General features: G+C 54.8%; 23 protein-coding genes. 12 read left to right on the top strand and 11 right to left on the bottom strand.

Annotation, left to right across the window (positions count from 1 at the left end):
* Positions 1-61: 61 nt before the first annotated feature.
* The 3 genes from BISA_RS01135 (at position 62) to BISA_RS01125 (ending at position 5,319) form a co-directional block, all read left to right on the top strand.
* Positions 62-769, top strand: a complete 708-nt coding sequence (locus tag BISA_RS01135) for a LytR/AlgR family response regulator transcription factor (RefSeq protein ID WP_081889949.1) — start codon at positions 62-64, stop codon at positions 767-769.
* Positions 769-2,178, top strand: coding sequence for a sensor histidine kinase (locus BISA_RS12135; RefSeq protein WP_051917257.1), 1,410 nt, complete (start codon positions 769-771; stop codon positions 2,176-2,178). The genes BISA_RS01135 and BISA_RS12135 overlap by 1 nt, the downstream gene beginning before the upstream one ends.
* A 189-nt stretch (positions 2,179-2,367) precedes the next feature.
* On the top strand, positions 2,368-5,319 hold the full coding sequence (locus BISA_RS01125) for a glycoside hydrolase family 3 C-terminal domain-containing protein (protein ID WP_033889674.1): 2,952 nt from the start codon (positions 2,368-2,370) through the stop codon (positions 5,317-5,319).
* Positions 5,320-5,385: 66 nt separating this feature from the next.
* Here the strand turns inward: BISA_RS01125 and BISA_RS01120 are convergent, their stop codons facing one another.
* The 3 genes from BISA_RS01120 to BISA_RS01110 form a co-directional block, all read right to left on the bottom strand.
* Positions 5,386-5,742: a cupin domain-containing protein gene (locus BISA_RS01120; RefSeq protein WP_051917256.1), complete on the bottom strand. Its 357-nt coding sequence runs from the start codon at positions 5,740-5,742 to the stop codon at positions 5,386-5,388.
* Between the two features lie 118 nt (positions 5,743-5,860).
* Positions 5,861-6,694 carry a class I SAM-dependent methyltransferase gene (locus BISA_RS01115; RefSeq protein WP_051917255.1) on the bottom strand — a complete coding sequence of 278 codons (834 nt, stop codon included), beginning with the start codon at positions 6,692-6,694 and terminating at the stop codon, positions 5,861-5,863.
* A 387-nt stretch (positions 6,695-7,081) separates the two neighbouring features.
* Positions 7,082-10,009: a glycoside hydrolase family 3 protein gene (locus BISA_RS01110; RefSeq protein WP_051917254.1), complete on the bottom strand. Its 2,928-nt coding sequence runs from the start codon at positions 10,007-10,009 to the stop codon at positions 7,082-7,084.
* Between the two features lie 517 nt (positions 10,010-10,526).
* On the opposite strand from BISA_RS01110, the gene BISA_RS01105 reads away from it, so the two are divergent.
* On the top strand, positions 10,527-11,054 hold the full coding sequence (locus tag BISA_RS01105) for an NAD(P)H-dependent oxidoreductase (RefSeq protein ID WP_033889672.1): 528 nt from the start codon (positions 10,527-10,529) through the stop codon (positions 11,052-11,054).
* A 93-nt stretch (positions 11,055-11,147) separates the two neighbouring features.
* Here the strand turns inward: BISA_RS01105 and BISA_RS01100 are convergent, their stop codons facing one another.
* On the bottom strand, positions 11,148-11,666 hold the full coding sequence (locus BISA_RS01100) for a ferric reductase-like transmembrane domain-containing protein (protein WP_152597165.1): 519 nt from the start codon (positions 11,664-11,666) through the stop codon (positions 11,148-11,150).
* 215 nt (positions 11,667-11,881) lie between these two features.
* Between BISA_RS01100 and BISA_RS01095 the strand changes: the two genes are divergently transcribed.
* The 4 genes from BISA_RS01095 (at position 11,882) to BISA_RS01085 (ending at position 13,567) form a co-directional block, all read left to right on the top strand.
* Positions 11,882-12,799 carry a LysR family transcriptional regulator gene (locus BISA_RS01095; protein ID WP_237746053.1) on the top strand — a complete coding sequence of 306 codons (918 nt, stop codon included), beginning with the start codon at positions 11,882-11,884 and terminating at the stop codon, positions 12,797-12,799.
* A 119-nt stretch (positions 12,800-12,918) separates the two neighbouring features.
* Positions 12,919-13,179, top strand: a complete 261-nt coding sequence (locus BISA_RS13290) for a DUF3737 family protein (RefSeq protein ID WP_081889947.1) — start codon at positions 12,919-12,921, stop codon at positions 13,177-13,179.
* A complete protein-coding gene (locus BISA_RS01090; protein ID WP_033889670.1) occupies positions 13,065-13,379 on the top strand; it encodes a DUF3737 family protein in 315 nt (104 codons plus the stop codon). Before BISA_RS13290 ends, BISA_RS01090 begins: the two co-directional genes overlap by 115 nt.
* Entirely contained in the window at positions 13,376-13,567 is a 192-nt protein-coding gene (locus BISA_RS01085; RefSeq protein WP_033889669.1) for a hypothetical protein, read from the top strand. Before BISA_RS01090 ends, BISA_RS01085 begins: the two co-directional genes overlap by 4 nt.
* A gap of 146 nt (positions 13,568-13,713) precedes the next feature.
* On the opposite strand, the gene BISA_RS01080 is transcribed toward BISA_RS01085, so the two are convergent.
* Entirely contained in the window at positions 13,714-14,706 is a 993-nt protein-coding gene (locus BISA_RS01080) for an aldo/keto reductase (protein ID WP_033889668.1), read from the bottom strand.
* Positions 14,707-14,891: 185 nt separating this feature from the next.
* On the opposite strand from BISA_RS01080, the gene BISA_RS01075 reads away from it, so the two are divergent.
* On the top strand, positions 14,892-15,332 hold the full coding sequence (locus BISA_RS01075) for a GNAT family N-acetyltransferase (RefSeq protein WP_033889667.1): 441 nt from the start codon (positions 14,892-14,894) through the stop codon (positions 15,330-15,332).
* Between the two features lie 5 nt (positions 15,333-15,337).
* Here the strand turns inward: BISA_RS01075 and BISA_RS01070 are convergent, their stop codons facing one another.
* Together BISA_RS01070 and BISA_RS01065 are read right to left on the bottom strand one after the other, a co-directional pair.
* The gene (locus tag BISA_RS01070; protein WP_033889665.1) at positions 15,338-16,555 is read right to left on the bottom strand and encodes an ATP-binding protein; all 1,218 of its coding nucleotides are present in this window, start codon (positions 16,553-16,555) and stop codon (positions 15,338-15,340) included.
* Between the two features lie 169 nt (positions 16,556-16,724).
* Complete coding sequence (locus BISA_RS01065; RefSeq protein WP_033889664.1) at positions 16,725-17,075, bottom strand: winged helix-turn-helix transcriptional regulator; 351 nt, start codon at positions 17,073-17,075, stop codon at positions 16,725-16,727.
* A gap of 142 nt (positions 17,076-17,217) precedes the next feature.
* Between BISA_RS01065 and BISA_RS01060 the strand changes: the two genes are divergently transcribed.
* The 3 genes from BISA_RS01060 to BISA_RS01050 all read left to right on the top strand — a co-directional run bounded on the left by BISA_RS01060 (position 17,218) and on the right by BISA_RS01050 (position 20,169).
* The gene (locus BISA_RS01060; protein WP_033889663.1) at positions 17,218-17,733 is read left to right on the top strand and encodes a flavodoxin family protein; all 516 of its coding nucleotides are present in this window, start codon (positions 17,218-17,220) and stop codon (positions 17,731-17,733) included.
* 51 nt (positions 17,734-17,784) lie between these two features.
* Entirely contained in the window at positions 17,785-18,504 is a 720-nt protein-coding gene (locus tag BISA_RS01055; protein ID WP_033889662.1) for an SDR family NAD(P)-dependent oxidoreductase, read from the top strand.
* A 261-nt stretch (positions 18,505-18,765) separates the two neighbouring features.
* Positions 18,766-20,169 carry a DHA2 family efflux MFS transporter permease subunit gene (locus BISA_RS01050; protein WP_033889661.1) on the top strand — a complete coding sequence of 468 codons (1,404 nt, stop codon included), beginning with the start codon at positions 18,766-18,768 and terminating at the stop codon, positions 20,167-20,169.
* Positions 20,170-20,467: 298 nt separating this feature from the next.
* Here BISA_RS01050 and BISA_RS01045 read toward each other — a convergent pair whose 3' ends face one another.
* The 4 genes from BISA_RS01045 to BISA_RS01035 all read right to left on the bottom strand — a co-directional run bounded on the left by BISA_RS01045 (position 20,468) and on the right by BISA_RS01035 (position 24,131).
* Positions 20,468-21,853: an MFS transporter gene (locus tag BISA_RS01045; protein WP_033889660.1), complete on the bottom strand. Its 1,386-nt coding sequence runs from the start codon at positions 21,851-21,853 to the stop codon at positions 20,468-20,470.
* Between the two features lie 149 nt (positions 21,854-22,002).
* Positions 22,003-22,170 (bottom strand): hypothetical protein, encoded by a 168-nt coding sequence (locus tag BISA_RS12745; RefSeq protein WP_156099579.1) that lies wholly within the window; start codon positions 22,168-22,170, stop codon positions 22,003-22,005.
* A 76-nt stretch (positions 22,171-22,246) separates the two neighbouring features.
* A complete protein-coding gene (gene ptsP / locus BISA_RS01040; protein ID WP_081889946.1) occupies positions 22,247-23,914 on the bottom strand; it encodes a phosphoenolpyruvate--protein phosphotransferase in 1,668 nt (555 codons plus the stop codon).
* Positions 23,871-24,131 carry an HPr family phosphocarrier protein gene (locus BISA_RS01035; RefSeq protein ID WP_033889658.1) on the bottom strand — a complete coding sequence of 87 codons (261 nt, stop codon included), beginning with the start codon at positions 24,129-24,131 and terminating at the stop codon, positions 23,871-23,873. Before BISA_RS01035 ends, ptsP begins: the two co-directional genes overlap by 44 nt.
* Between the last annotated feature and the right edge of the window lie 5 nt (positions 24,132-24,136).

Here is a 24,136-nt window from a genome sequence, read left to right as displayed (position 1 = left end):
CCAACGCATCCACCATTGGTATGGTGAATACAGCAATGCCACCCACCAATGCAAAGGAGTGATGATGGTTGCATTTGCTGTAGTCGATGACGATATCGAGGCGCGCAAACAAATCAGTGCATTCATCTCACGTTTCGCCGGCGAACGGCAATTAGACACGACCATCACCGCCTTCGCCGATGCCGCCGAGCTGCTGCACCATTACAAGCCGGAGTACGATGTCATATTTCTTGACATCGAAATGCAGCAGGTCGACGGCATCAAAGCCGCAAAAGTGATACGCGAGACCGATCCGGCAACCATCATCGTATTCGTCACCAATATGGCTCAGCTCGCCATCAAAGGATACGAAGTCGAAGCGCTTGATTTTGTGGTCAAACCTATAGATTATTACAGCTTCGCTATGGTGATGCGCAAAGCACTGCAACGCATGGAACGGCGTAGGTCCAGCACAATCAAGCTCATCACTCGAGACGCCGTACATGTAGTGCCGATTGACCGTATTGACTATGTGGAAGTGCAAGACCATTACATCACCTACTGCACAGCCGATGGCAATTACACAATCAAAGGCACGCTTGGACAAGCCGAACAAGCGCTACAATCCGGTAATTTCATGCGCTGCAACCGCTGGTATCTGGTCAATATCGACAACATCACCGGCCTGGAAGGCAACACCATAACCGTAGGCAACCATCGCATTGAGGTGAGCCGTTCCAAGAAGCAGGAAATACTGAGAGCCATTGCGCTTTCCGCAGGAGCCGCATGATGAATTGGCTGGAATTCCCAGATGTATTGTTCGGCACTGCGCCGTTGCTGAACTTGTTCAACATGGAGGCGGCATCCCTCGAACTGCTTGCGGCACAATTAATGTTTGCCCTGCGTTCGCCTGTCCGCTCTCCCGGTGCCAAGAAGCGCACGATGATAGCTATTCCGGTGATGATGCTATCCGCCCTACTCTGTGTGCAATGCACCATCGCCATAAGCACTATGGCACGATCCATCCTCAATTTTTCGCTGATCTTCATCATTTCCATAGCGCTCATACGACTGATTTGCCGATGCGATTGGCAACTGGCATGCGGCATCGCTATTTGCGGCTACGCGGTACAACATGTTGCAGCTGCAACAGAGGAGATCATGGAACTGGCGGTTGCCGGTATCGCTTCATTTTCCGGCTTCGCGATACTGACAACATGGCTGATGAACGAGCTTCTGCGCATCGTCGTGTTCATCTGTGTATATGCAGTGTTTTGGCATTGGTACATCCGCGCTTTTGACGTAGCAAAAGCACGTCTGAGCTCACCGGCATCCTTGGCCGCACTAACGGCCAGTACACTGGCAGTCACCATCGGCCTCAGCTCATATGCATACGCCAAGAATCTCGACGATTCAACAGAGTTCGCAATTCGCGCCATTTCAGCGTTGACCTGCATCATCATTCTGCTGTTATTCGGAGAAGTGGCACACAGCCAAGCACTTACCGATGAACTTGCATTCGTGCAACGCATGAATCGTTTACGCACCAATTATTACGAACAGCTCAAAGACACCATCGAAACCACCAACGTACGCTATCACGATCTCAAACATCAGATTGCAAGACTACGGTCTGCCACCGCACAAACTTCCGGCAGTACCAACGACAGCGCTCATTCGGCGCATCACATTCTTGATGAAATCGCAGACTCGGTATCCACGTATGATCACATCGCCAAAACAGGCAATGCTGCATTCGATGTGGTGCTGACTCAGAAAAGTCTGGAAGCCGAGCGCAAGAATATTCATTTCACCTATATGGCCGACGCTGCCTGTGTAAACTGGATGAGCGATTACGATATCTACTCTCTTTTCGGCAACGCCCTCGATAACGCCATCGAAGCCGTAGAGAAGCTTAACAATCCAGAGCAGCGGGTTATTAAATTGACCGCGACGCTACGCGGCAATATCGTCACCATTCATATCTCGAATTACTACAGCACCATTCACCGTGACGATGATGGCACATTGCGCACCACGAAAGTTGACACCGCGTCTCATGGCTATGGCATCACCAGCATGCGCATGATTGTCGAACGGCTCGGCGGCGATTTGGCCATCACCACTCATGACGACATTTTCGACTTGGGACTGATACTTCCCAAACCTGTCACAATAGCACCTTCACCAGAATCCTAAACCGATATTCTGATGTCATTCGCGTACGCTCATACACCGCTCGCGCACTTGAGCTACTCGCTTATTCCTTTCTTTCTTATCGTCGAAACATAAGCGGAGCAAGGCGTTGACGCCTTAGCCCAACGCTTAGAACAACCGCTCAACGTCACCGAAGATCGTTGACGGAAGAAATGATAAGAAGGAGACAACATGCTGGGAATCAACTTCTCAGATGTCATCAGCACCCTGCAATCCATCAGCGCCCATCTGATTGCCATTGGCATCACGCTTGCCGTAGCCTTGCTGCTGACTATCGCCATCAATAAACGAACCGTACATAACCAAGGCATTCGCAAACTTGTCCACTCACAGACCTGGATTGCAGCAGCCATCGCCACCATCGTTGCACTAAGCATGATGCTGTTTGGACCACTGAACACGATGCTCTCCCTGCTTTCCGGCAGCGGCACGCTCACCGAAGAGACAAGCGCCCAAACCAAGGAACTCGCCACAGATATTGAGCGTGAAGGCATTGTGATGTTGAAGAATGACAGTGACACACTGCCGCTCAGCACCAAGAAGGTCAATGTGTTCGGCTGGGCGTCCACGAATCCGATTTATGGCGGCACCGGCTCCGGTTCGATGAATGACCAGTACCCGACCACGTCAATCCTGCAAGGTATGGCGGATGCCGGCCTGAAAACCAATACCGAACTCTCCGATTTTTACACGTCGTATCGCGCCGATCGCCCGGCGAACGATGCCGGCAATCAGGATTGGACACTGCCTGAGCCACCCGCCAGCACGTATTCAGATAAGCTCATCGCCAATGCCAAATCATTCTCTGACACCGCAGTGGTGGTATTGGCCCGAACCGGCGGCGAATGCTTCGATTTGCCGAGCGATATGGCCGACACCGGCAAAAACCGTCAGTTCGGCCCAGGAGATAGCGCCATCACCGGTCCAGGCGAATCCAGCGATGCCGTATCCGTGTACCACAATAATTCCTCGGATTACAACGATTTTGAAGACGGTCAAGGCTATCTCGAGCTCTCCAAAAGCGAGCGCGACATGATTGATCTGGTGACGAAGAACTTCAATAATGTGGTTTTGGTCTACAACGGCGCCAATACGTTGAACTTGAATTTTGTTGATGATTATGCACAAATCAAGTCCGTGCTGTGGGCGCCACCGGCTGGTCAGACTGGTTTCACAGCACTAGGCGAGGTTTTGGCCGGCAAGGTCAATCCTTCCGGCCGTGCCACCGATACGTTCCTGCGCGATTTCTCCGCAGCTCCTTGGTCGAACAACTTCGGCCAGTTCCAGTACAGCAACATGGATGAGTTCGCCGTGGATACCGACTTCGCCGGTCAGGATCTGCATGTGGTGCCGAGCTTCGTCGATTATGTCGAGGATATTTACGTTGGCTACAAATATTACGAAACCGCTGACGATGAAGGCGCCATCGATTACGATGCCGTGGTGCAGTATCCGTTCGGCTATGGCCTGAGCTACACGACGTTCGATCAATCAATGGGCGACGTGACGTATGACAACGGCACCGTGAGCTTCGACGTAACCGTGACCAACACCGGTGACGTTGCAGGCAAGGACACGGTTGAGGTGTTCTACAATCCGCCATATACCAATGGTGGCATTGAAAAGGCCAGTGCGAACCTCATCGACTTCGAGAAAACGAAGGAGCTCAAGCCCGGCGAATCGCAAACCGCGCACATTAAGTTCCAGGACGAAGACATGGCATCCTATGATGCAGACAATGCTCGCGCCTACGTACTTGAAGCCGGAGACTATGGCATTTCCATCAATGCAAATGCACATGAGTCAATTGCCGAGCAGACTGTGAACATTCCGCAGACCATTACCTACTCTGGCGACAATCATCGTTCTTCTGATGCCGGTGAAGTCACCAACGAGTTTGACAATATCAAGCCGGCGTTCGAGACACTGTCTCGCGCTGACCATTTCGCGAACTTTGAGTCCGCAACCGCAGCTCCTGACAGCACTGAAATGCCAGAACAATATAAGGAGACATTCGTCAACGCATCGAACTACAAGAACGAAAACAACGATTCCGACGAAATGCCGACTACCGGAGCCAAAAACGGTGTAAGCCTGTATCAGCTCTATGGCAAGGATTACGACGATCCGATGTGGGATAATCTGCTCGACGAAATGACTTTCGACGAGATGAACCAGCTCATCGCTTTCGCCGGTTATGGCAATTCCGCAGTGACATCCATCAACAAGCCTCGCCAGTCTGACGTGGACGGCCCCTCCACGCTGAATAACAACTTCACCGGCGTGGGCTCCATCGGTTTGCCTTCCGGCGTTTCGGTGGCCAACACGTTCAGCAAGGAGCTGGCGCGCAAGTTCGGCGAAATCATTGGCGACATGGCACGCGAAATGAATGTGACCGGCTGGTATGCGCCGGCCATGAACATTCACCGCACCCCATATGCTGGTCGCAACTTTGAATACTTCTCCGAAGACGGCGTGCTGTCCGGCATCATGGCCGCCCAGCAGGTCGCCGGGGCACGTTCAAAGGGCGTATATCCGTTCATCAAGCATTTCGCATTGAACGATCAGGAGACCAACCGCGTGGCCATGCTCTGCACTTGGGCTAACGAACAGTCCATGCGCGAAATCTATTTCAAACCGTTTGAGCTGGCCGTCAAGGATGGTGGCGCAACCGCAGTCATGGCTTCATTCAACTATGTTGGCAACGGATACTCCTCCGCCAACGAGAACATGCTGAACGGTGTGCTGCGCGGAGAATGGGGATTCCACGGCTTCGTGGAAACCGACTACTTCGGCGGTTTCGGATATCAGATTGGCGATCAGGCGATTCGTTCCGGCAATGATGCAATGCTCGCGACCATCGAAGGCACCAATGTGATTACCGACCACTCTGCGACATCAGTGAAGGCTATGCGCACCGCTTCGCACAACATTCTGTATACGGCAGTGAACAGCTGGCTGTACGAGAATGGTCAGCCTAAGGTGGAAACGCCTGCATGGCAATACGTCTACTATGCAGTAGTTGCCGCACTCGCGGTAGTGTTGGTTGGGCTCGAAGTTCTTGCCATCAAGCGCTTCCTGAAACGTCGTACTACTGAGCGGACTGCGGTTATCGAACAGTAAATCTGCTCACGGCTGACGACAATACTGAAAGGCTCTGGAACTCACATCCAGAGCCTTTCTTTGCATTCAGTGGCGCATCATAATCAGCATCATTTTGGATGCTTTCTCGGCGTAGACCGCGTGCGGCAAGTGGGTTGGGAAGTGCAGAATGCCGCCTGGCTTGAGATCCACGGTTTTGCCGCCGCCGGTCACCTTGAGATGCCCTTCGAGGCATTGCACCAGCACCGGCATGGCGGCGGTGTGCTCACTGAGCTCCTGACCTTTATCGAAGGAGAAGAGCACCACATTGGCACCCTCCACCTGCATCACCGTTCGGGAGACGGTGGCCTCCGGCTGGACTTCGACCAGCGGATTCAGATCATCGATGAACTCCATGACCATCGGCTCGGTGTTCTCAGCTGCGGTTGTGGTTTCGTCAGTCATTTCAAGACCCCTTATATATAGGTGGCATGTGAGTAGTAGGCCTCAATGCCCGCTCTATGCGTTTTTTAATTAATGCTTAAAACGTCAGTTTAATCTCGTAACAGCGGCATTGCCGGCATCAATCCTTGCGCCGTGCCACGAATGCGATGCCGGTGAGCGCATCACCATAGGTGTTGAACACATGGCGCATTTCCAATACGCGCGCACGCAAATCCGGATGCGTCAGCACATTACGCATGATACGCAGCACACCGCCGATGCCCTCGTCCACCAGATTACGGCGCATCTTCAGCAATGCCATCGGCTCCACACCGCTCCACAACACTTCGAATCCTTCTGATTCGAGTACGGTTTGCCATTCAGCTGCAGTCAGTGGACGAGCGTTAACTTTGATGGCGCGGGCCAAGTCCTTACGAATCGAATCCTTAACGAATTCGTCGATATTGTCTGGAGCAAGGCCCATTTCATGAATCGCATACAAGCCGCCCGATTTCAGGATGCGATGGGCTTCATTGATAATCGCATGCTTGCCGCGCTCGGACTGCATGCTCAGCATCGCCTCGCCAATCACCACGTCCGCCGATTCATCCGGCAAACCAGTCTGCGCAGCGTCGGCATTGATGCATGTACCGCTCGCTGATGCAGCCAGCGGGCTGATGATCTTCACCACTTGTTCATCCCGGTCGACACCGGTGTATCCGGCAGGGCCAGCACCAAGAATCAATCGGATCGTGCGGCCCAGGCCCGGAGCGAACTCCACCACGCGTTTGCCTGCAATGGCCACATGTGCCAGCATGCGCTTGGTCAGTTTCTCGCCACCTGGCCTGAGCACGCGTTTGCCAAGTTGGGCGAGCACCCAATGGCCTTGCATATGCTCCGCGCCACGATCGGCCTGAGGCAGCTGCGATGATTCGATATTCGCTGTCGATATAGCATTATTGCGTTCATACATAGGCCTCAAGCATACGGAATCAATCACAGATGCAACAGACTGGTTTTTCAGTATCAAATGTGATATACGCTCGCAGGATTGCGAGCCGATTGCAGGCCAAACGTTACCTCAATCGCCCGTATGTTCGCGCAACTGACGAGTACCGCGCGAACATACAAAGGATTTCGATACGAAAAACGTCCGTATGTTCGCGCAGGGTCCGTAAAGCGCGCGAACATACGGACGTTTTTAGTCCGGCAGCAACAAGAGACAATAAAAAATGCTGTGGAAACCGAAGGAGGACGGCCGCCACAGCATGTGGGCAGTTGACACGAATACTGGGCAGAGCAATTCGTATCTTCAGGACGGGTCAGCAGCGCAGGAGTCTCACTGCGACCCACGATTGCTTCAGTTCTCGATGGACTCGAGGGAATCGCCAGGCTCGTTCGCCGCAGCGGTTCCCGCCACCTCAACCTTGCGAGCAGCCTGGAGACGCATCATGAATCTGCGGATGGCCAGCGTCTCTGCGGCGATGAGCGCAATGGCCATTGCTGCAATCACACCGTAGTCAATCCACTGCCAGACCGGAGTCTGGGTCTTCGGCTCGCCGTTCTCGTACTTCCAGCAGTTCACCGTAGTGTACAGAATGTTGTGTGCGGCGTTGCGCATGGCCAGCAGCGAGGTTGCGGAATGATCGGTGATGTGGTTGGTGGTTTCCGTGGTGGCGAGCATGATGTCGCCGCCGTTGCGGATTTCCTGGTTGGCGTTCTGGTAACCGATGCCGCCGAAGTAATCGGTGAGCACCATGCCTCGGAAGCCCCATTCGTCGCGCAACACCGTGTTCAGCAGGTTGGAGCTGGCACCGGCGTAGATAGTGCCGATGTAGTTGTAGGCACTCATCACGGCCTGCGCGCCACCATCCTTGACCGCCATTTCGAACGGCTTCAGGTAGATTTCGCGAATCGCCTGCTCCGTAGCCCAAGTGCACAGCATGGACTGGCGGTTGGTTTCCTGATCATTGAGCGCGAAATGCTTGATGAATGCGTACACACCCTTGGCACGAGCGGCCGCCACCTCATTGCGCACCATCACACCGGAAAGGAGACCATCTTCGGAGAAGTATTCGAAGTTACGGCCGGCAAAGGCGTTGCGATGGATGTTCATGGCCGGCGCATACCAACCGGAGGCATCGATTTCATGAGCCATGTCGCCGATGCTCTCGCCATAGCGGGTGGCCAGATCCTCATTCCAGGTGCAGGCCACAGCCACGGAAGCGGGGAAGCCAATAGAACCGGAACCGGTGAAGTTGTTGTTCAGTGCAGCCGGGCCATCGAGATCGTACTGCTGCACCTTGCCGATAGACTTGACCGCGCGAGAGCCGTAGCCGCCCCACGCAATCAAATCATCCATATCGTCAAAGGTAAGATTATCGAGCAGTTGATCCCAGCGTGCATCGTCATAATCGGCACCATAGAGATCAGCCAAACGAATGTCGTTCTTTGCACCGGTTGTGGGCATTTGGTCAGAATCATTGTTCAGCTCATCAGTGTTGTAGTTCGAATTGTTGATGAACTTGGCTTTGAGGTCATCGGACAACGTGAAGCTGGTCGGCGCTGCGGCGACCTCGTCATAGTTGGCGAAATGGTTGGCGCGGGAAAGATAGGTCACGTCGCCTTCGGCATTGTCGAACTGATTGGTGACGGTAGTCTTATCCGTGGATCGCGGATTTGACTCGTCGTAGACGATGGTGCTCGGCACGTTGATGTTCCGCTCGGCAATCACATGATGTGAATCGGAACGCAAAGAGATGCCGTAGTCTCCAGCTTCCAGCACGTATGCCTTGTCGTTCTGGTAATCATAGGAGGCCATATCCTCGTCGTTGAATTCGAGGGTGACGTTGGTGGATTCGCCTGGCTGCAATTCATCGGTCTTGTCAAAGGCAATGAGGTTGGCCGAGGCCTTTTCAATGCCGCCGTTGGTGTACGGCGGGTTGTAGTAAAGCTCCACAGCGTCGCGGCCTGCCACATCACCGGTGTTGGTGACGGTCACGTCAGCGGTAATGTGACCGTTCTCGTAGGTCACGTTATCAAGGCTCTGGTCAAAGTTCGTATAGCTCAGGCCATAGCCGAACGGGAACTGCACCACATCATCGTAGTTGATGAAGCCTTCATCCGATGCGGTTTCATAGAAACGGTAGCCCACGTAGATGCCTTCCACGTAATTCACGAAGGAAGGACGCATTGTTGTGCCGTAGAAGTCGGTGTTGTATTCGGACATGTTGTCGTAGCGGAAGTCACCGAAGTTGTTCCAGGTCGGCGTGGTTTTCAGATCCTTGACGAACGTATCAGTGGTGTGACCGGAGGGGTTCGTCTTGCCAGCGAGTACTTCACCGAGCGCGGTGAAACCAGTCTGGCCAGCAGGCGGGCACCATAGCACGGACTTGATCTGCGGATAGTTGGCAAGGAAACCGAATTCGAACGTGTTCGCACCGTTGTAGATCAGGGTGACGTTGTCGAAGTTCTTAGTGACCAGGTCGACCATATCCTGCTCAGTGCGGCTCAGCTGCAGGAAGTGACCGCCATCTTCGAAGTCGGCGTATTCGGTGGAATTATCGGTATAGTCGATGCCTTCGCCCTTCATATTCGTGGGCAGGTCGGCACCTTCACCACCAGGGCGGCTGATAACGATGGCCGCCTGATTGGAGAAGGACTTCGCATCATCGATGATGGTCTGCGAGTACTGTGCGGCCGGCACTTCCGGCAGGCTCCAATCCTGACGATCGTAGTTCACATACGGACGGTCGGCGCGGTACTTGGTGTAAAGGTCGCTCAGCTCGCTATTGGTTTCGATGCCGGCTTGCTTCATGCCTTCCAACAGGGAGACGGTCGGATAGTAATCGTTCATCGAGCCGGAGCCTGAACCGCCATAGATCGGATTGGTGGAAGACCAACCGAATACGTTGAGTTTCTTGGTTTGCAGCGGAAGATTATTGTCATCATTCTGCAGCAGCGTGATGCCTTCGCGCTGAATGTCAACAGCCAAAGATTCTGCATTGTCAATGGACTGCTGGCTCAAGGTGCCTTGGCCGGACGCCAAGGTCAGCACGCTGTTGAGCGGGCCGAACAGCATCATCTGTACAGCCACAATCATGGCGATAACCGCAACGATCCAAGACTGTGAATGCACCAGCTTGCGTGTGCCTTCGTTGGCTACCGTACGCTTGTTGACAGCGATAGTGATGATGATTGCCAACAGCAATGCGACACCTATTGCAATCAGCTGCGGCAGCAATGATTGGAGGATGTTCCACACATCATCCATATTGATGTTGAGCATGTGCCTTCTTCCTTTCCTGATGCATGGGCAGCGCTCTCATCATTCGGCACCCATGCCGCGGGGATTTGGGCCGGATCCTCAAGAATTCCGCCTTTGGAAATTTCGACATGTTCTTTAGGATTTTCAGCCCGTTTGACAGTTGCCATTGTGCGAAAAGCATTTTGCGATTCCCAATGCAGAAAGCACATCTCCGGTCATGCACAGTTCGTATAGCGACGCGAACGAGCACTCACAATGCCAGTAATTGCAACGATTCTGCATTGTTACCTCAACTGACTTACATGCCACTTCACCGCAAAGCCGCGCACATCCTGTCGCTTTCCGCACATATTCTGCATGGTTTCGATCGACATACGAATTCAGCATGACCGGGCATCAGCCTGAACATTGGCCGAAACTTTGCTACCGCGCTTCAATGATGATGTCAGGCAATGCGCAAGGTGACTGCGCCGCCAATCATTACCGATTATTGCCGTGAAACAAAACCACAGAACGTAAGAAGGACAAAGGAATCATCATGGCTAAGAACACTTTGGTACTGGTCTTCCACCCGCATCTCAGCGACGGCTCGCGCGCCAACCTCAAGCTGGCCGAAGCTGCCGCCGCCCTGCTGAACGTGACCGTGCGCGACGAGTACGCGCTCTACCCAGACTTCAAGATCGACGTGAAGGCCGAACAGGAAGCACTGCTCAAGGCAGACCGCGTGGTCTGGCAGTTCCCGTTCTACTGGTACTCCACGCCGGCACTCCTGAAGCAGTGGGAGGATTTGGTGCTCGAGCACGGATGGGCATACGGCCATGACGGTGATAAGCTGCACGGCAAAGAGCTGCAACTGGCCATCACCGTGGGCGCCACGGTCGACAAGTACCGCCACGACGGCGAGTTCGGTGTCACCGGCCTCGAACTGCTGAAGCCTCTGGAGACCACCGCCAAGCACATCGGTATGACGTTCGCCAAGCCGTTCGCCATCCACGGTATGCTCGGCATCACCGACAAGGAGCTGGACAAGGCCGTTGCCGACTATGTTGCGTTGCTGAGCGAGTAAGTCGCATCCCATCAACGAAAACCCGGTAGGTGTACCGAACACATGATTCGGTACACCTACCGGGTTTTCCTTATTGCGGCAGTCACTTGTTCGTTACCATGCGAACGGTTCATGGCAGATGTCTTCGACGGAGACACCGGTCTTGCGTAGCGTGCGTTTGACGGCATGGGTCATACCAGTGGGGCCAGCGATGAGGTAGATGGCACCCGGCGTGACGGCCGATTGCAATTCCCCTACGGTGAATCGTCCGACCTTGAGCGTCAGCGGATTGCCGGTACGACGGCTCCACGCCTCAAGTTGACCGCAGCACAGCAGCCCGGCTTCGTCATGCGCGCAGTACATGACCTTCACTGGACGGCGGCCGTAGCCGTAGCGGAAGATAATCGGCAGCAATGGCGTGATGCCAATGCCTCCGGCGAACACGACGATTGGCCGGGTTTCGCCATGATCGTCCAGTCCTCGCTCGTCAAGGAACCTGTGGTAGCGGCCATATGGCGGCAGCACATCGACGTCCACGCCATCGGTCGCCACGTCGGATATCACAATGAACGGTGTGACCGTGACGATATAGCGGATGGCATGAAAATGCACGCACACCAACGACACAGCCAATAAAACAAGCCTATGCAGCCACACACTAATTTCGTGGTGAAACACGCGTTCAAGATGTCGTTTCAACCATCCAATCAGCGGTATCGCATCGGCAATCCAACGCGCCATGAAGACGACCGCCAGCAGCACTACCGCGAACAGCAGCCAGAACGCGATACTGCCGTAGGCTTTCGCTGGGTCGAACGCGGGCAGGTCTGCACCTCTATGATGGGATTATGGAGTTTAGTGAATACGACATCGAGCATGGCAGGCAGTTCAAGAAGCCGGTGACACTGGACATTCGTCTGCTGAGGTATTTCCTTGCGGTGGCTGAGGAGGGCAACATCACCTGGGCCGCGCAATTGCTGCAGATTTCGCAACCCACGCTCTCCCGTCAAATCAAGCAGATGGAGGACGAACTCGGTGTGCCGCTGTTGGTGCGCGGCAATCAATCCGTGACGCTCACACCCGAGGGCCGGCTGCTGCGCGAACGCGCGCAGACCATCGTCTCTTTGGCGGATAAGACCGCGTTTGAGCTGCAGCATGCAGACGGCGAGCTGGAGGGCGAGGTAGCCATCGGCTGCGGCGAAGTGCAAGGCATGGCATGGCTCGCCAAAAAGATGCAGCAGTTCCGCGCCCTGCATGAACGCGTGCAGTTCGCCTTGTTCAGCTCTTCGGCGGACATCATCCAAATGCGTATCGAGCAAGGTCTGTTGGATTTGGGATTACTGTTGGAGCCAGCTGATACCAATCGCTATGAATATGTATCTACACACGTACAAGAACATTGGACCGCGTTAGTGCCGAACGACCATATGTTTGCCGGCAAATCCGCGCTTACTCCTAAGGATTTGCGCGGTATGCAGGTTATCGTGCCATCGCGCCGCCACGCGAAAAGCGCCGCGACAAGTTGGCTCGGCCCCTATTATGACGAAGCACTGGTGACCGGGCATTCCAATCTGCCTACCAATGCCGCGGCTATGGTCGCCGCCGGCCTGGGTGTTTGCCTGTGCATCGATACCGGCGCCCAGTACTCCGGTGTGACCGCCGTGCCGTTGTATCCGCCCATCAACACCGGTTCGATTGTGGTATGGAAGAAGCAGTCCACGCCATCGGCCGCGGCCGCGGAATTCATCCGATTCCTGCGCGGGTGAAGCGCACCCCATACGATTTGGCTATACATCCTCATGGCGTAAACCTATTGGATGTTCCGCGCTTTCCGCTGTTCAATAACGTCAGCAAATACTGACTGAACAGCGGAAAGGATCCCGACATGACGGATATGCCTGAGGAGGTGCACCAAGCGCGGTTAATCGGCGAGCGCGCCGAATTCTTCGCGCATGACACCACATACGTCGATGCAATCTTCACGGATGGCGAGTCGCCGTTGAAGCACGCCCACAGTATTGAGCTGGTCGATTGCGCGTTCCAGTGGAAATACCCGCTCTGGGATGGAATTCCAAGAACCTCACCTTCGAGAACTGCACCATCGAAAGCCTGCAGGGCATGTGCTACATCGACAACCTCGCGCTGAGGAGCTGCCGGCTCATCAATACCACGTTGGCGTTCGAATATTCCGCTGTGGACGCCGATGTGCGAGGGACCATCGGCAGCGTCATCAACCCGGCCGGTGGCACGATCCGGGCGGATTACATCGACGAGCTTATTCTGGATGCGAATAAAATCGACCCGGCACGAACCACCATCGTTACCAAGGAGCGGGTGCAGGTATGACCGATATGAACATGGACGACGAAGCGCCAGCCTACGATTTCGATACGCTAATCGACCGTCGGCACACCCATTCGCTCAAGTGGGAGGATGACGAGACCGGTACCGTTACGGACGAGCTGCCAATGTGGGTGGGAATCCGTCGCCTGATTGACGGACTCACAGTAGCCGCAAGTCTGTCACAATCGTGATTCGCAGCTCACTGTAGACAAGCCATCCTTTGTATGTTCGCGCAACTGACGAGTACTGCGCGCACATACAAAGGATTGTGAGACAGAAAACGTCCGTATGTTCGCATGGGGTACGTAAAGCGCGCGAACATACGGACGTTTTGCAATCAATGGTTGAATGCCATCACGCCGACGAGCTTGTGCGGCACGTACGGCTCCTCGAGGTAGGTGATCTCCTCGTCCGTGAGCTTCAAGGCCACGGCATCAAGCGCACCATCGACGTGATGCGGCTTGGTCATGCCGACCACAGGCGCAGTCACCTTGGTCAACAGCCAGGCGAGTGAAACGGCGGTCATCGAAGTGCCGTGTTTGGCGGCAATCTCGGCCACACGCTCGATAATCACATCATCCTGAGCCTCGGTGGCATCGTATTTGGAATGCGCCACCTGATCCTCCGTGAGACGCTTGGTAGCAGCCGCGCCGGGTTTGCGAGCAAGACGGCCAGCGGCGAGCGCGCTGTACGGGGTCATGGCAATGTTGTCTTCATAGCACAGCTTGGTCAATTCACGCTCATCTTCGCGAGCGATGAGGTTATAGTGGCTTTGGATGGACACGAACTTGAACCAGCCGTTGGCTTCGGCGAGCGCGTTCATCTTGGCGAGCTGATAGGCATAGCAGTTGGAGATGCCGATGGTACGCACCTTGCCTGCCTTGACGGCTTCGTTCATGCCCTCCATGATTTCGGCCATATCAGTGTGGTAATCCCACATGTGGCAGATGTAGAGGTCCACATAGTCAAGGCCAAGGTGCTGCAAGCTAGCATCAAGATTGTTCAGCACATGCTGCTGGCCGGTCACGCCGGCTTCACGCTCGGCATCCGTACGCGGCAGGAACTTGGTGGCAATCTGATAGTCCTCGCGCTTGCTGGCGATGGAGCGCAGCGCACGGCCCACGTATTCTTCGCTGGTGCCATCCGCGTAGCCGATGGCGGTGTCGTAGAACGTGATGCCGTGTTCGAAACCGTATTTGATAATCTCACGCGACTGATCGGCATCGAGAATCCAGGAATGATGGACTTTGGTCGCGTCGCCGAATCCCATACAACCCATGCAAATTCGTGACACGGTCACGTCGCTGTTGCCTAGCTTGGTGTATTCCATTGCGGTCTCCTTAATCTCAACATGGCCGAGCATGCGATGCATCATTACCAACGCTTAGCCCGGCCGCTCACAAGCTTTCGCAATGTATTACACAACGAGCCGCTTTCCGTGTCTAATACTCCTGCTTCATACCCAGCCATGCATGTCAAGCATGCAATTCGTATGTGGTTTGTACACTTGGCCACATGCAGTTGACGGTCAAACGGTTCGAAGAGCTCAGCGCGGCAGAATTGTATGAAATCTACCGTGTGCGCGTGGCGGTGTTCGTGGTGGAACAGCACTGCGCCTATCAGGAGGTGGATGAGGCGGACCGGCACTGCTGGCATGTGTCCCTGCATGATGAAAACGGCATCGCCGCCTACTGCCGCGTCATCGACCCGGGCATCACATTCCCCGAAGCGTCCATCGGCCGCGTATTAGCTACTCACCGATGGCAAGGCCTTGGCACCCGCATTGTGCGCGAGGGACTGAAAGTGGCACAAGAGCGCATGCATGTCGACACTGTGCACATCGAGGCTCAAACCTACGCGCGCAAGCTGTACGAGCACCTCGGTTTCACGCAGGTCTCCGACGAATTCCTAGAAGATGGCATCCCCCACATCGGCATGATCTGGCAGGCACAGTAAATTAATCAGTCTCGTCCATCATAAGATTGCGTTTCAGCCGGCATAGCACGGCGTATGAACTCGTCCATACCGGGTACGGTGAATGCAATCTGACCACGCTCCGGGGAATAAATCAGACCGAGTTCAATCAACGACAAACGAATCGAAGATAAATCGGAAACACTACGGCCCATATGGTTCGCCACTTGCGCAGACGTACAAATATCACCAATAGCCGCCATCGCAGCCAGATATTCGCGGCCTAATGGCGTGGCGCGCTGCCAACGCGATACATAAAGGCCCTGATCCAGCTCAGCCCGAGCAACAGGCTCGCCTTTTTCCACTGCATCAACGGTAATTGGATTGGAATCCGAAGCATCCCATGCAGCCTTGCCGTACGCCTGAATGAAATATGGATATCCATTCGACAAATCAATTAAACGACTCAACGCCTGATCATCGAACGCATATCCCAGTTCGCGCGCAGGCTTCTGGAAACCATCAGCAACAGCGGCATTATCCAAGCGGCCAATAGAACGATATTCAAACAAACGCTCGGCATATGAACGCGCTTTGGTAAGTACACCCGGCAGATTAGGAAGCCCAGCCCCAATGATGTAGAACGGCAGATTGCGCTGCCCCATCTTATGCTGCACAGTAATCAACGTCATCATTACTTCGGAAGACATATCCTGAAATTCATCCACAAACAGGAATAAGCCCAAACCATTTGATTTCAGCGCTTCAGCCAAACCCTCAATCAATAGCTCCAACCTATACGACGATGCTCGAACAGCTCGTTGTTCCTCGGCAGAACCATTCAATTCGATCTTCGCCGAGCCAAGAACAAAGTCCAGATTCACAGATCCAATATGCGAGAACACGCCCGAAAGACGTTCTCTAATATCAGGCTTCCTGACACGCATAATCGATAAGGACATTTCATGGAGCAGCTCGTCATACTCCGCCGCAGCGTCACCATTCGATTCAATCTGCACAGTGACCATCCCCTGCTGAGTCGCCATGTCATTAAGCTTGAGCAGCAGCACCGTTTTCCCCATGCCTCGCAAGCCGCTGTAAACAATTCCACGATCCAGCAATCCAAGTTTGGTACGAGCAATCATACGATCCATGAGTTCAAGATCATGCGTACGCCCCACTAACTCTGGAGGCTGTTTGCCAGCACCGGGCATAAACGGATTCAATGAATGCAACGGCAACTTTGCAACAGCACTAGCGTTCATCAAAATCTCCAACTCTTATACGAACCAGCACACGGATTATTGTATCGAAATTTATATGCTCATATATATACATATAGATTAAAAGTGAGCCATTTTCACTTTTATCTATCAATATCCAATCCACGACGCAACATAAGTTTGCGACTCACACCTAGAGTTATGGGCACTATCATTTTTTCGTATCGAGCAGGAGCTGGCCCCATTTCTCGAATTCTTTGAGGGCGGGGATGATGGCGTAACCGTTGGGCGTGAGCGAGTATTCAACGCGAGGCGGCACCTCGTTGTACTGGGTACGATTGACGAGCCCGTATTCCTCAAGGTCACGCAAAGTGTTGGTGAGCATCATATTGGTGATGCCGAGTTCACGCTTGATTTCGTTGTATCGCGCGGCTCCCCGTTCGCTGAGTACATACATGACCGGCAACTTCCACTTGCCTTCAATGGCTTTGAATGCGTAGCCCATCGCGCAGGTTGGGGCGGTGATGCTTCCAGCTCCAGTGTTCTCAACATGCTTGCTCATGACTTCCCATCCTAACATCGTTGCCATATCACAAAAATCAGTTTTTTATTCTAAGGACGAAAAGTATATGTACTGATGCATACTGTCCTTATCAAGAACGCAACGGCATAGCCGTACGGCATCGAAAGGAATAGGAATCACCATGACCAAGCACATTCTCGTCATCCAAGGCAGCCCCACCAAGGGAGGCAATGCCGATATGCTCGCCGACGCTTTCATCGAAGGCGTCGAGGCAGCCGGCAACACCGCAGCCAAGCTCACGCTCGCGAACATGAACATCGCACCGTTCACCGCTTACGACCAGCCGGCCGACGATATGACGCAGGTGATGGAGCAGATGAAGACCGCGGACGGCATTGTCATCGCAACACCGACCTATTGGATGCAGTTCTCCGCACAAATCAAGGCGATGATGGACCGTCTACCGTTCGACGCGCACGACGATCTTGCCGGCAAGGAATCCGCACTGTTGGTCGCCGGCGCCAGCCCCGAAGAAGTACTCACCAAAAACGTGTTCGGCTACTACCAAATGTGCTTCGGCGAAAGCCTCGGCTGGAAGATTAAGGGCTCGGTGATTGCGGCCGGCGTATTCGCACCCGGTCAGGTAGCAAGCACCCCATACCTCGATAAGGCCCGCGAGCTCGGCCGCGAATTCTGAGCCAACCGCTCCAAGCTCTCTCAACCACATATCATTTCAAGGAGCATCATCATGCAGATCGCACTCATCACCGGTTCCGGCCGCAAAGGCGGCCTCGGTTATGAAACCGCCCGTCAGCTTGGCGAAGCCGGCTATCATGTTATTCTCGCCGCGCGCCGCCCCGAGCTCGCGCAACTCACCCAGGAACTTATCGACCAAGGCATCTCCGCCAGCTATGTGGTGATGGACACCACCGACGAGGCAAGCGTCAAAGCCGCAGCCGCAGAAGTCAATCGTCGCTTCGGCCGACTCGACGTGCTTATCAACAATGCGGCCTCCATGCGCGCAGGCGACTCGGTGGAACAGCAGGACCTTACCGAGATGCGCATGGTGTTCGACACCAATGTGATCGGCACATGGAATGTCACCCAGAAGTTCATTCCGCTGCTGCGTAAGTCGGAGCATGGCCGCATCGTCAACGTGTCCAGCGGCGCCGGCTCTTACGGAGACCCGCAGTATGGTTTCCTGCATGGCAATATGGGCATTCCCGCTTCCGGATACGGCATTTCCAAGCTCGCACTCAACGGCCTGACCATCAAAACCGCAAAGGAATTGGCCGCCGACCATATTCTCGTTAACGCGGTCTGCCCGGACCTCACCGACTCCTTCGGTTCAGGCATGTTCGGACGCCCGGTTGAAGTCAGCGCGAAAAGCGTAACCTGGGCCGCCACTCTGCCTGACGATGGCCCAACAGGCGGCTTCTTCCGCGACGGCCAACCGCTGCCGTGGTGATCAGCGCCATCGGCACCTCATATAAGAACAAACCTCGCACGCGATAGCCAAAGTCCTGCGCTACCGCACTGCACACCGAGCTGTCGCGCGCAGTCATATATATAAACAACCTCACGCGCACCTCGGAGCTACCGAATCTATTCACATGTCAACCCCATCGCTACACTTGTCGCTGACATCGCCGGCAGGGGCTACGGCGCTGCAATCATGCGGCGTTGACCGAAATCAGCTGGATTCGTTTCCAACCAACCGAGGTACTCCATGAATTCCGTCGCGCCCGCGAACAAAGCAAACAAAACGCAGTCATTGGTACCGATCATTGTGATGATGGTCGGCAGCTTTACCGCAATCCTGAACCAGACATTGATGACTTCGGCATTGCCATATTTGATGCGCGAGTTCAATCTGCCCAGCAATACCGTGCAATGGTTGAGCACTGGATTCATGCTCACCAACGGCATTATGATTCCCATCACCGCATTTCTGATTCAGCGGTTTACTACACGACAGTTGTTCTTCTATGCGATCGGCATGTTCCTGTTCGGCACGCTTGTATGCACATTCGCACCCGGATTCTGGGTATTGTTGCTTGGCCGTATTCTGCAAGCAACTGGCGCAGGCATCCTAATGCCGCTACTGCAAACAGTACTGTTCATTACCTTCCCGCCAGACAAACGCGGTACAGCGATGGGCTGGTTCGGATTGGTCATTGCGTTTGCTCCAGCGCTTGGTCCGACTTTATCCGGCTTGATTATTGATTTCTTACCGTGGCGATTTCTCTTTGTGCCATTGATTGTTATTGCGGTCACCGTATTGGCTATTGCCATCCCAACCGTGAAGAATGTAACCAGGCAAACCAATCCAACGATCGACATGCTTTCGGTTGTGCTCTCCACACTTGGCTTTGGCGGATTGTTGCTTGGCTTCAGTATGGCTGGCCAGTCGGGCTGGCTCTCCCCTGATACACTTGGTTCGCTTATCGTTGGCACAGTCAGTCTGTGCGTGTTTATTCACCGTCAGCTGCATCTCGAACGCCCCATGCTTGACTTTCGTGTGTTCGCTCGACCGATGTTTGCCTTGTCGATGCTAGTGATAGTGCTGGTGTTCGTCACATTCATCGCCACGATGAATATTCTGCCCATGTTCATTCAGGATTCACTAGGCATGACCGCCCTACAATCCGGACTGCTGCTGATGGGCGGCGGCGTGGCCGAAGGCGTGTTCAATCCGGTTGCCGGCCGACTGTTCGACCGCGTCGGTATTCGGCGTATCGCGCCTCCTGCCATTGCCGTGGTCGCCATGTCCACATTCGCTTTGTCTCGTATGACCGCCAGCACACCGGCATGGTATCCGGCACTGTTCTTCACCATCATGATGACCGGTGTGGCATTTTGTCTGATGCCGCTCACCACCACGGCGCTCAACCAACTAGCCGGGCCGATGCTGCCTCATGGCACGGCGATGAACAATACGCTGCGTCAAACATGCGCCGCCATCGGCATCGCCATCAACTTCACCATCATGACAATGAATACGCAGCCGGTGTCCGTTGCCGGCTCGGCGGCCGCAGGTCTTGCACATGGCGTGGATGCGGTATTCCTCGTTGCCACCATCGTGGCAGTGGCAGCATTCGCACTGTCGCTCTTTGTGCGCGACCGCAGTTGATAAATATGTCACAACGGCAAAAAGCGATGGCATTCTGACGCGGTTTGCCCAGACCACGTCACTCTTGCGTCATCATCATGCCTCTGCGAAGCCATTCGGCCATCACCTGCCTGATCGGCTTCGCGAAAACGCGGTAAGCGAAGTCAAACGGGCAACGAATGGCCAACGGCTTCATTGAAACGAATTCAATGAAGCCACCCCTCCATCGTTTGCCCGGCTGACTTCATTAACGTCACCGAGCACAGCCAACCGGACACGGAATGGCCATCTCACATCACAACCAACCAGCCGACACCCATCAGGTCCGCAACGGCACCGGTTTGCGCGACAGCATCAGCACATACCAGGCGACCGGCAACGTCAGCAAACCGCCAGCGATAAACACCCATGCTATCGGAATCACGTCGGCAAGCGGCGCGAAGATGAGCATGCCCAGCGGCATGCCGAGCGTGGACAGCATAGTGTCGAGTCCGAATACGCGACCGACCATCGACTCATCGGATTCAGATTGCATCACGGTACGCATCGGGCCGACGCAGACTGCCGAAGCAACACCGTTCAGTACATCAATAATGAGGTAGAGCAGCAGGTTCCGGGAAACACCCAAGCCAATAACCGTGATGCCGACCATAGCAATGCCCAATGCGACGGCATACATTTGCGCGATATTTCTGCGCAGCAACTTGGGTCCGATGGCGGACATCAGCGCGCCTCCAAGCAGCATGCCGACGCTTAAGCCGAGTTCGTTGGCGGCAAGCTTGTCGGATGCGGTGGTGAGGTTGATGAATCCAAGATTCAAATCGATACCTTCGAATTCGCGGGTCATGAGCAGCAAGGTCAGGTTCATTGGCGCGACCGACATCAGGCAGGTCAGTGCATCGCCCAGAATCACACCCTTGATATGTGCATGGCGCATCGCATACGCCAGTCCGGCCTTGAGATCAGCGAAAGTGCGACGCAGTATCGCAATGGAATGGGCGGCGGCCGAGTCAGTGGTACCGGCAATTGCACCGTTCCCTTGTGCTTCCGCAACATTGTCCGGCACAGCACCATTCTGCACGGCACTATCCGGCACAGCCGCGCGAGGCACGCGAATCATCGCCACAAAGCCCACACCAATCACTGCAGTGGTCACATCCACCAGCAGAATCGCCCACAATGGCACCAAGTTGACCAGTACTGCAGCAAGCGCAGGCGCAGCGATACGATTCGCGGAATCAATCACGCCGAATATCGCATTGACACGCAACAATTTGCTTTCCGGAACCACGTCGGGAATAAACGATTGCACAGCCGGCTGCTGAATGCCACCGCCAGCTGAGCGGATAAGCAGCACCACGAAAATCAGCGACAGGCTTGCCCAGTCGAGCGCGAAACTCACGGACAGCAGTACGGTCACGCCGGCGATAATCAAGTCCGGCAGGATAATCAGCGCTTTGCGATTGTATCGGTCGGCCATCGGACCGCCGAAAACCGAAACCAGCGACTGCGGCAATACGCCGAATAAGGTGGCCAGCAGCATGGCCGAGCCGGTGCGGGTTTGCAGCACAATCCACCACCAGATAGCGAATTGCACCACGCTGGAGCCGAGCAGCGAGAAGGCCTGCCCTGTGAGCAGCAGCACGGCGCGCTGCATCCATCCGGTTTCGGACTGCGCTGATTCTTCCGAGAATGGGTGAGACATATGGGTGTTCTAATCTTTCTCTTTTTCACGCGCGATATACGGACGATACAGATTGGTCGTTGTACAGCACATCGATATCGCGCACTATTGATTTGCATATGACTGAACGGCACACCTGAACCGAGGTATGCCAAGGCCCACCCGCGGGCCTATCTACCCGTTAGATCGCGGGCTTCAGCGCGAATCGCGCTATCGTCATCATGCAACGCATAGAACACATAGTTGCCGACCATAATCATCGACGTTGACATGCCGTCTGCATCCAGCGTGCTATGTCCAATCCTTGGAACAAGGCTCAGCAGCATTGCAGCAACCATAGCCGCAGATATGCTAATGGCCCGCACACCGCAATATATATTGCGAGACGGGCCATTAACGTCTTTTTGGTATCGCTCAGTGGTTGCGAATAGCGTTGCGCAGAGGCAGCACGCTGGTAGGCGAAACGGACAGTTCGTCGAGACCGATTTCAAGGAACGTGTCAGTCAGGCTCAAATCAGCACCGAGTTCACCGCAGATGCCGCACCAGATGCCGTGGCGATGGGCGGCTTCGGTGGCCATCTTGATCATGCGCAGCACAGCTGGCGAGTGCGTGTCAGCAAAGCGTCCGAGGTTCGGATTCTGACGGTCGCAGGCCAGTGTGTATTGGGTCAGATCGTTGGTACCGATGGAGAAGAAATCGACTTCGGCGGCCAGTTCGTCAGCCATAATCACGGAGGCAGGCGTCTCAATCATGATGCCGACCTGGATGTGCTCGTTGAAGTCGATATGCTCACCACGTAGCTCGTTCTTAACCTCTTCGAGAATCTGCTTGGCATCGCGCACTTCCTGCACGGAGGTAATCATAGGCAGCATGATGGCGATATTGCCATACACCGAGGCACGCAGCAGAGCGCGCAGCTGCACCTTGAAAATCTCCGGACGGGTCAGGCAGATACGGATGGCACGGTAGCCGAGGGCGGGGTTAGCCTCATGCTCCAGATTGAAGTAGCCGACCTGCTTATCAGCGCCGATATCGAGCGTACGAATGACGACGAGACGGTCGCCCATCTTCTGTGCGACTTCCTTATATGCTTGGAACTGGAATTCCTCGGTTGGGTAGTCTTCGCTCTCCAAGTACAGGAATTCGCTACGGAACAGACCGATGCCTTCAGCATCATTGGCCAATACCGCGGCCACATCGGAAGGACGGCCAATGTTGGCGTACAGGCGAACCTTCTGGCCACTCTTGGTCTCGGTAGGCTTACCCTTAAGCTCCTGCAACAGGCGCAGATGTTCCTCGTACTTAGCCTTCCTGCCCTGGTATTCAGCGAGGGTCTTCTCATCCGGGTCAACGAACACCAGACCACTGGTGCCGTCAATCACTGCGGCATGGCCGTCGTCAGCCGGGTCGAAGGCATCGCCGATGCCGATGATGGCGGGCAATCCCATTGTGCGGGCCAAGATTGCAGTGTGCGAATTCGCGGAGCCTTTAGCGGTCACGAAGCCGAGCACCTTGGCGCGATCGAGTTGCACGGTCTCGCTAGGAGCCAAATCCTCGGCAAGGATGATCCGGCTCTCACCACCATCTTCGTCCGCGACACCACCGCGCTTGCCTTCGAGCACATTGATCACACGGTGAGAGACATCCTTAACATCGGCGGCGCGAGCTTGCATGTAGGAATTGTCCATTGCGGCAAACATGGCAGCGAACTGTTCGGCAGTGCTGTTGACCGCGTACTCAGCGTTCACCTTGCTCTGCGCGATCAGGTCCTCGATGCTTTCCACGTAGTCCGGGTCCCGGAGCATGAGCTGGTGGGTGTCGAACAGTTCGGCCTTGCCCTCGCCGAATTCGGCCGCGGTCTTGTCACGCAACTGCTTCAGCTGAGCGACAGCCGCATCGCGGGCTGCGCGGAAGCGTTCCACCTCGGCCTGCGGATCGTCGACCACGCGGCGTTCGACAGCGTGGTCGGCGGTGTCGAGCACGCGGATCGCGCCGATGGCGATGCCAGCGGATACGCCGACGCTTGTATCGTTCTCATCACAGGTTCTCCTTGAGGAACTGCTCGAATTCGGCGGCGGCATTGACTTCGTCGTTGCCCTGCACCTTAACGGTGACCTCGTCGCCCTGCTTGACGCCGAGTCCCATGACGCCGAAGATACGTTTGGCGTCCACGGATTTGCCGTCATGGCTGACGATGATGGTCGAATCATACTGCTGCGCCTTGGCGACCAGCAGGCCTGCGGGGCGGGCGTGCATGCCCTCGGGGTCGGATACGGTGAACGTGAATTCCTGAGACATGATAT

This window comes from Bifidobacterium saguini DSM 23967, assembly GCF_000741715.1.
Classification (GTDB): domain Bacteria; phylum Actinomycetota; class Actinomycetes; order Actinomycetales; family Bifidobacteriaceae; genus Bifidobacterium; species Bifidobacterium saguini.
Note: the sequence above shows the minus strand (reverse complement) of the source record. Positions and strands in the feature narration are given on the sequence as shown.

Excerpts from the sequence above, each read along its gene's own strand:
- BISA_RS01045 (WP_033889660.1), bottom strand. The coding sequence starts at position 21,853 with ATGTCTCACCCATTCTCGGAAGAATCAGCGCAGTCCGAAACCGGATGG.
- BISA_RS12135 (WP_051917257.1), top strand. The coding sequence starts at position 769 with ATGAATTGGCTGGAATTCCCAGATGTATTGTTCGGCACTGCGCCGTTG.
- BISA_RS01125 (WP_033889674.1), top strand. The coding sequence starts at position 2,368 with ATGCTGGGAATCAACTTCTCAGATGTCATCAGCACCCTGCAATCCATC.
- BISA_RS01075 (WP_033889667.1), top strand. The coding sequence starts at position 14,892 with ATGCAGTTGACGGTCAAACGGTTCGAAGAGCTCAGCGCGGCAGAATTG.
- BISA_RS01120 (WP_051917256.1), bottom strand. The coding sequence starts at position 5,742 with ATGACTGACGAAACCACAACCGCAGCTGAGAACACCGAGCCGATGGTC.
- BISA_RS01095 (WP_237746053.1), top strand. The coding sequence starts at position 11,882 with ATGGAGTTTAGTGAATACGACATCGAGCATGGCAGGCAGTTCAAGAAG.
- BISA_RS01080 (WP_033889668.1), bottom strand. The coding sequence starts at position 14,706 with ATGGAATACACCAAGCTAGGCAACAGCGACGTGACCGTGTCACGAATT.
- BISA_RS13290 (WP_081889947.1), top strand. The coding sequence starts at position 12,919 with ATGACGGATATGCCTGAGGAGGTGCACCAAGCGCGGTTAATCGGCGAG.
- ptsP (WP_081889946.1), bottom strand. The coding sequence starts at position 23,914 with ATGCCGCCGCCGAATTCGAGCAGTTCCTCAAGGAGAACCTGTGATGAG.
- BISA_RS01105 (WP_033889672.1), top strand. The coding sequence starts at position 10,527 with ATGGCTAAGAACACTTTGGTACTGGTCTTCCACCCGCATCTCAGCGAC.
- BISA_RS01035 (WP_033889658.1), bottom strand. The coding sequence starts at position 24,131 with ATGTCTCAGGAATTCACGTTCACCGTATCCGACCCCGAGGGCATGCAC.
- BISA_RS01115 (WP_051917255.1), bottom strand. The coding sequence starts at position 6,694 with ATGTATGAACGCAATAATGCTATATCGACAGCGAATATCGAATCATCG.
- BISA_RS01065 (WP_033889664.1), bottom strand. The coding sequence starts at position 17,075 with ATGAGCAAGCATGTTGAGAACACTGGAGCTGGAAGCATCACCGCCCCA.
- BISA_RS01060 (WP_033889663.1), top strand. The coding sequence starts at position 17,218 with ATGACCAAGCACATTCTCGTCATCCAAGGCAGCCCCACCAAGGGAGGC.
- BISA_RS01085 (WP_033889669.1), top strand. The coding sequence starts at position 13,376 with ATGACCGATATGAACATGGACGACGAAGCGCCAGCCTACGATTTCGAT.
- BISA_RS01055 (WP_033889662.1), top strand. The coding sequence starts at position 17,785 with ATGCAGATCGCACTCATCACCGGTTCCGGCCGCAAAGGCGGCCTCGGT.
- BISA_RS01135 (WP_081889949.1), top strand. The coding sequence starts at position 62 with ATGATGGTTGCATTTGCTGTAGTCGATGACGATATCGAGGCGCGCAAA.
- BISA_RS01070 (WP_033889665.1), bottom strand. The coding sequence starts at position 16,555 with ATGAACGCTAGTGCTGTTGCAAAGTTGCCGTTGCATTCATTGAATCCG.
- BISA_RS01110 (WP_051917254.1), bottom strand. The coding sequence starts at position 10,009 with ATGCTCAACATCAATATGGATGATGTGTGGAACATCCTCCAATCATTG.
- BISA_RS12745 (WP_156099579.1), bottom strand. The coding sequence starts at position 22,170 with ATGGTTGCTGCAATGCTGCTGAGCCTTGTTCCAAGGATTGGACATAGC.
- BISA_RS01050 (WP_033889661.1), top strand. The coding sequence starts at position 18,766 with ATGAATTCCGTCGCGCCCGCGAACAAAGCAAACAAAACGCAGTCATTG.